Raw genomic sequence first — 4,989 nt, forward strand, 5'->3', positions numbered from 1 at the left:
CTCATAACCTGAAGGTCACAGGTTCAAATCCTGTCCCCGCAACCAAATTCATCATAAATCAATAACCGTCCCGGTCTAACCAGGGCGGTTTTTGCGTTTTGACGGAAGCGCAGTCATCATGCGAGCACGTTAAGTGCCGTTCGGCTACGCACACCAGCAAGGGGGGCTGCGTACTCCCGAGTGTATCCCCCGAGTACGAGGTGTTCCTCGGCAGCGAGCCCTCTGCTTACGAAAAATCCTTCGCCGCGACGAACCGCTCACGAAAAATGCGGGCGAAGTTGTTGTGCACGATCTGTACGCCAATTTCTTGGCGCAGGTTGTCGCCAGAAGGATCCGATGACAGCAGGTTCTGACTCGTGACAAGCAGATTGTTGACGTCCCAGCCCAGAACCTTGGCGTGCAATCGAGGGCGTTGAACGGGTGACACCCTTAAATTGCGCTTTGAAAAATCCCGGAGTGCCGAAGTCGCGCCGCAGTCTCCAGGGCCTCTAGCGTTGGGCCCATCGCATATCCCATCTGATGGCTAAGGAGGACTATTCGGTCCTTGGCATTGTCTCTGGCGTCAAGAACAAAGTCGGCGTGTTCGCTCCCCAACACTATCCTTGCGGTGCTCGTCAGACCTACCGGTGCCGGCTCCCTCGCTAGCTGCCGACCAATGGCAAGCATATCAGTACTGAAAGTACCGATATTGCCATCCGGCGGTCTAGCGAGTTCCGCGAGTTCAAAAGCGACGTCTGCCAGAATGTGTGAGTCACGCAGACGCACCGAAGTCTCGAATGCATCGAATTTGGATGCGAGCCAGTTACAGGAACCAACCACGGCCTGATAGATATGGGGCTCACCGGTGTCGGCGAAAATTATCTTCGCATGGGATCTGCTGGGCGAAGCATGGACCCGGACACGAGATTGAACCCCCTCTTTTGAGAAACGCGCTCGCAGTGCGTTTGCAGCAATTAACGTGTCATTTTGGCCCTTCTTCTCTGAAGACTGCCCCCAGATAATGTCCACAAGAACGTCTCGCCGAGCGGCTAGTAGCAAAGCTGGAAACCAGCGATCGAGCGCGACCTCAGAGTAAGAGCGACAAGGCGGCGACGCCTCGCATCCGCAATGGCCTTTTCTAAGCAAGGCGCGTCCGATACCCAAGCGTTGTCGATCAAGGCGCACGGCAAGTTCCCAGATGTGCAACGTGTCATCCTGGATCTCCGCGCTCAGGAATGCGATCGGCGGGTCGTCGAGCTCCGCCGCGACCCAGCACGTGCCCTTGGCGATGAGTTCACGGTGGCGCTCGACTGTCTGGTTGTCGTCATCAGCGATCCAGGCAAGCTCCTCGATCCACCGATAAGCCTCACCCGCAGACTGTTCGATATCGGGTAGTGCTTCCGCGTCAGCGTCTTGCGCAATTCGGATGGTGGTCATTGGGTTGCAGTCGGGGCTTCCAGTATTTTGCAGAGAATGACGTTGGAGTATCCCTCAGGCCAATCCGCAAATTCGGCTACGCGCACGAACCCGGCTTTTTCATACATTCCTGGCGCTTGGAAATCATGGCTCTGCACCCAAATCCGCCGAACGCCGCGGGCGTCGGCCTCGGCCGCGAAGGCGTTCAACAACGCTCGCGCATAGCCACGTCCCCTATGCGCCTCGTCGATCCACATCTGTTTGAGTTCGCAAGTGCCTGCCCAGGAAAATCCCGTTGCAACGCCGACGATGCGTCCAACCGCGTCGCGAATCACAAAGCCAAGGCCCTGAGCGTCATCACGCCCTACAGCTTCCCGGTTGTAGGCGTAGATCCTGTCTTCGAAGGCGTCGATCTCAATTGCAGAAAGATCGTGCTGGGGTTGGGCAAGGGTGGTCATTTCGAGCGCTCATTTCCCTTGGGTCGAGACAAGACCGTCTCAAGCGACAAACGGCCAGGACCGCCTACTGCAAGCGTTGCGAGGCCGGCTAGGTAAAGCAGGATGATCTCGTAACCGACGGGCCCGAATCGGATTCCTGCCGACGTCACTTCGGCAAACTTCACCGAGAAGAATCCATATTGGGAATGGACCGTGAACAATGCCGTCAAAAGCACGATCGCCATCGGCACGCTGACTAGCGGAATAAACACGCCCGCCAGCACAGCACCGCCGCCGACAAGTTCAACCAGCGTCGTCAGCCATGCCAGCAATTGCGGGACGGGAACTCCCAGAATCTGAAGCACCACGCCAAAGCTTTCCGGTCCCCTGCTGAGCTTGGCGTAGCCATGGGCCAGAAAGCCAAAGCCCACGATCAACCTTATCGGCAACGGCGCCCATCCGGCGGCAGCGCTGGATGAGGAGAGTGTGGTTCTTGAGACAAGTTTACGGAAATGCATTGCCGGCATACCCTCTTCTGTGTGCGGTGTGCCTGAAGTTGGGCACCACCTGAAAAGCCCGACATTACGGACTGAGCTACAGTCTGCTATTCGCCCATGGTGACTGCCCGTTACGGCCTCACAGCAACGTTACCGCCGTTTAGGGATGCCTCGGCGAGAGCAGAACCAAAATCGCCCGGCCAACCTCACACGGTAGACCGGGCGTGATGGAAGCGCGGTCGATCAGGCGGCTTCGGCGGCGCGAACGACGGGAAAGTCGATATCGGTCTCGGCAACATTGTTGATGAGATTGGTCAGGAAGTTCTCGGCTACGACGGTGACAATCTCGATGACTTGAGCCTCGGTGAAGCCAGCCAGTTTAACGGCGGCAATGTCAGCATCCTTTACCTTGCCGCGGGTCTCCGCCACCCTGGCCGCGAAACGCACCGCCGCGTCAGCCTTCGGATCGCCCGACGCGCCCTTGCGGTTGAGCGCAATCTCCTCGGCACTGATCTTTGCCAGGTTGAGACCGAGATAGGTATGAGCAGACAGGCAGTAATCGCAACCGTTCACCTGGGCAACGGCCAATGCAATGCGTTCGCGGGTCTTTACGTCCAATGCTCTGGTGAGAGCACCGGACAAGCTGGTCATGCCCGCCAGAGCTGCAGGACTTATCGAAACGAGGCGGAAGAGGCCGGGAACGACGCCAAGCTGCTTGTTCACGGCGTCGAGAATGGGTTGCGAGGCGACTGGGGCTGCTTCGCGGGTTGGGATGGCAATGCGGGACATTCATATCTCTCCTGTTTGATGATGTCGGTGCGACAGGAGCTGTCTATTATCTTCCGCTATGCGAGAGTATTGGATGCCCACAAGATACGACCTCTCATTATTTGGAAGATGATGCCCCATGGACCGTCTCGAAGCCATGTCAATTTTGATCGCCGCCGTCGAAACCGGCAGTCTGTCGGCGGCGGGGCGCAAACTCGGAACACCCCTGCCAACCATCAGTCGCAAGGTTGCGGAATTGGAGGCCTATCTCCACACCCGCTTGCTCGTCCGATCGACACGCCGACTTATCCTGACCGATAGCGGAGCCGCCTATGTGGCCGCCTGCAAGCGAATCCTGGAGCAGGTGGGCGAGGCGGAGCGAACCGCATCCGGCGAATACAACGCGCCAAAGGGCGATCTGATCATTACGGCTCCCGTCGTATTCGGACGACTGCATGTGCTACCGGCGATAAATGATTTCCTCTCGCACTTTCCAGACATCAACGTGCGGTTGGTGCTGTCAGACCGCAATGTGAATCTCATCGATGACCATGTCGATATGGCCGTTCGAATTGGCCCTTTGCCGGACAGCAGCATGGTGGCGACGCGGGTAGGATCCGTGCGTCGTGTTGTCTGCGGCAGTCCTGCCTATTTTGCTGACCATGGCTTGCCAAGGGCGCCGGCCGAACTTTCCGCGGTCTCTTGCGTCACCTTCGATGTCCTGGCGTCCGCCACATCCTGGAGTTTTGCCACGCCAGGCTCGAATGCCGAGCAGACCGTAGCCATCCGCTCACGTCTTTCAGTGAATACCGCGGAAGCTGCGATCGACGCGGCCGTGGCAGGTGTAGGTGTCACCAGGGTGCTCTCCTATCAAGCGGCAAAGGCGATCGAGCAAGGAAAGCTGGTGGCCGTTCTTGAAGGGTTCGAGCCGGAACCCATGCCGGTCAGCCTCCTCCATGCAGGTCAGGGGCTTTTGCCCCTCAAGATGCGATCCTTTCTTGATTTTGTGGCCCCGCGATTGCGCAAGGCCCTTCTGCCGCCGAAGCACGGCGGATGGCCAATCCGTCATTGATGCACAAGGTGATCTCCCCGGGGCGAAGGCTCCGCGTTCGAGCCGCGGATGGTGCTGATAAGTCCAGTGCGGCCTTGTTGGAAACCATTCTCACACCTATTAAAGGGTTACAAATTGCCACTGCTGAAATGATTGGAAAAGAGTCGAAAATGGGTGAGCAAATGATTGGCGAACTTCGCGACGGTATGCCCTTCGTTGGAGGCAAGCTCTGGATCGATTTCGTCAATTCGGCTACCGCAACAATGGGCGATTTCCTTGAAACGCCCGACGGGTGGCGCCGTTGGATTGCGGCCGCGGACTTGCCGCCAGCGTCAACAGGAGAAGTGCCGAATGTCGGACCCGCGCGTGACCTGCGGACGGCCCTAACGACCCTGTTGGCGCATCTGATCCGGCAAACCAGGCCGCCTCAGCAAGCCATCGACGCCGTCAACCGGCATCTGGGAGAGGTTGGGGTCCGCAAGCAACTCCAGATTCGCGACGGCGTGCTGGCCATTGGTGCCGCGACCACGGGTGGCAATGATGCGCTGGCTGCTATCGCGCAGGATTTTGCCGACTTTGCCGCTGGTTTCGAACCACATCGTCTGCGGCACTGCAGCGGGCCGGACTGCACGCTGGCTTTCTACGACACCGCCCGCAACGCCACCCGGCGCTGGTGTTCCATGGCCCTGTGTGGCAACCGCCACAAGGTCAAGACGCACCGCGCGAGGAAGCTCGTCTGCGACTAGAGCGTTTCCCACTTTGAGGGAATCGTAGGATTCCCATCGAGGCTTGTTTGTGATTCAAGATGCTGGCTGGATTGGAGGCCAGCATCTGATGACGC

7 protein-coding genes are annotated in these 4,989 nt (G+C 58.3%); 2 read left to right on the forward strand and 5 right to left on the reverse strand.

All coding sequences use genetic code 11. The features are described 5' to 3' along the window. Window positions 1-226 precede the first annotated feature (226 nt). From ASD99_RS33660 to ASD99_RS25215, 5 genes are all read right to left on the reverse strand, one after another. A complete protein-coding gene (locus ASD99_RS33660; protein WP_156389076.1) occupies window positions 227-403 on the reverse strand; it encodes a hypothetical protein in 177 nt (58 codons plus the stop codon). A gap of 26 nt (window positions 404-429) precedes the next feature. After that, entirely contained in the window at window positions 430-1,416 is a 987-nt protein-coding gene (locus ASD99_RS25200; protein WP_057145269.1) for a GNAT family N-acetyltransferase, read from the reverse strand. Continuing rightward, a complete protein-coding gene (locus tag ASD99_RS25205; protein WP_056594605.1) occupies window positions 1,413-1,853 on the reverse strand; it encodes a GNAT family N-acetyltransferase in 441 nt (146 codons plus the stop codon). The genes ASD99_RS25200 and ASD99_RS25205 overlap by 4 nt, the downstream gene beginning before the upstream one ends. Further along, window positions 1,850-2,359, reverse strand: a complete 510-nt coding sequence (locus ASD99_RS25210; RefSeq protein ID WP_244483003.1) for a DoxX family protein — start codon at window positions 2,357-2,359, stop codon at window positions 1,850-1,852. Before ASD99_RS25210 ends, ASD99_RS25205 begins: the two co-directional genes overlap by 4 nt. A gap of 213 nt (window positions 2,360-2,572) precedes the next feature. Further along, complete coding sequence (locus ASD99_RS25215) at window positions 2,573-3,118, reverse strand: carboxymuconolactone decarboxylase family protein (protein WP_056594610.1); 546 nt, start codon at window positions 3,116-3,118, stop codon at window positions 2,573-2,575. 118 nt (window positions 3,119-3,236) lie between these two features. Between ASD99_RS25215 and ASD99_RS25220 the strand changes: the two genes are divergently transcribed. Continuing rightward, window positions 3,237-4,169 carry a LysR family transcriptional regulator gene (locus tag ASD99_RS25220; RefSeq protein ID WP_057145270.1) on the forward strand — a complete coding sequence of 311 codons (933 nt, stop codon included), beginning with the start codon at window positions 3,237-3,239 and terminating at the stop codon, window positions 4,167-4,169. Then, complete coding sequence (locus ASD99_RS34395) at window positions 4,151-4,894, forward strand: CGNR zinc finger domain-containing protein (RefSeq protein WP_082583417.1); 744 nt, start codon at window positions 4,151-4,153, stop codon at window positions 4,892-4,894. The genes ASD99_RS25220 and ASD99_RS34395 overlap by 19 nt, the downstream gene beginning before the upstream one ends. Window positions 4,895-4,989: the final 95 nt, after the last annotated feature.

It is taken from the genome of Mesorhizobium sp. Root695 (assembly GCF_001428185.1).
Taxonomy (GTDB): domain Bacteria; phylum Pseudomonadota; class Alphaproteobacteria; order Rhizobiales; family Rhizobiaceae; genus Mesorhizobium.

Coding starts and splice junctions, on each gene's coding strand:
- ASD99_RS25220 (WP_057145270.1), top strand. CDS start 3,237: ATGGACCGTCTCGAAGCCATGTCAATTTTGATCGCCGCCGTCGAAACC.
- ASD99_RS25210 (WP_244483003.1), bottom strand. CDS start 2,359: ATGCCGGCAATGCATTTCCGTAAACTTGTCTCAAGAACCACACTCTCC.
- ASD99_RS25200 (WP_057145269.1), bottom strand. CDS start 1,416: ATGACCACCATCCGAATTGCGCAAGACGCTGACGCGGAAGCACTACCC.
- ASD99_RS25215 (WP_056594610.1), bottom strand. CDS start 3,118: ATGTCCCGCATTGCCATCCCAACCCGCGAAGCAGCCCCAGTCGCCTCG.
- ASD99_RS34395 (WP_082583417.1), top strand. CDS start 4,151: ATGGCCAATCCGTCATTGATGCACAAGGTGATCTCCCCGGGGCGAAGG.
- ASD99_RS25205 (WP_056594605.1), bottom strand. CDS start 1,853: ATGACCACCCTTGCCCAACCCCAGCACGATCTTTCTGCAATTGAGATC.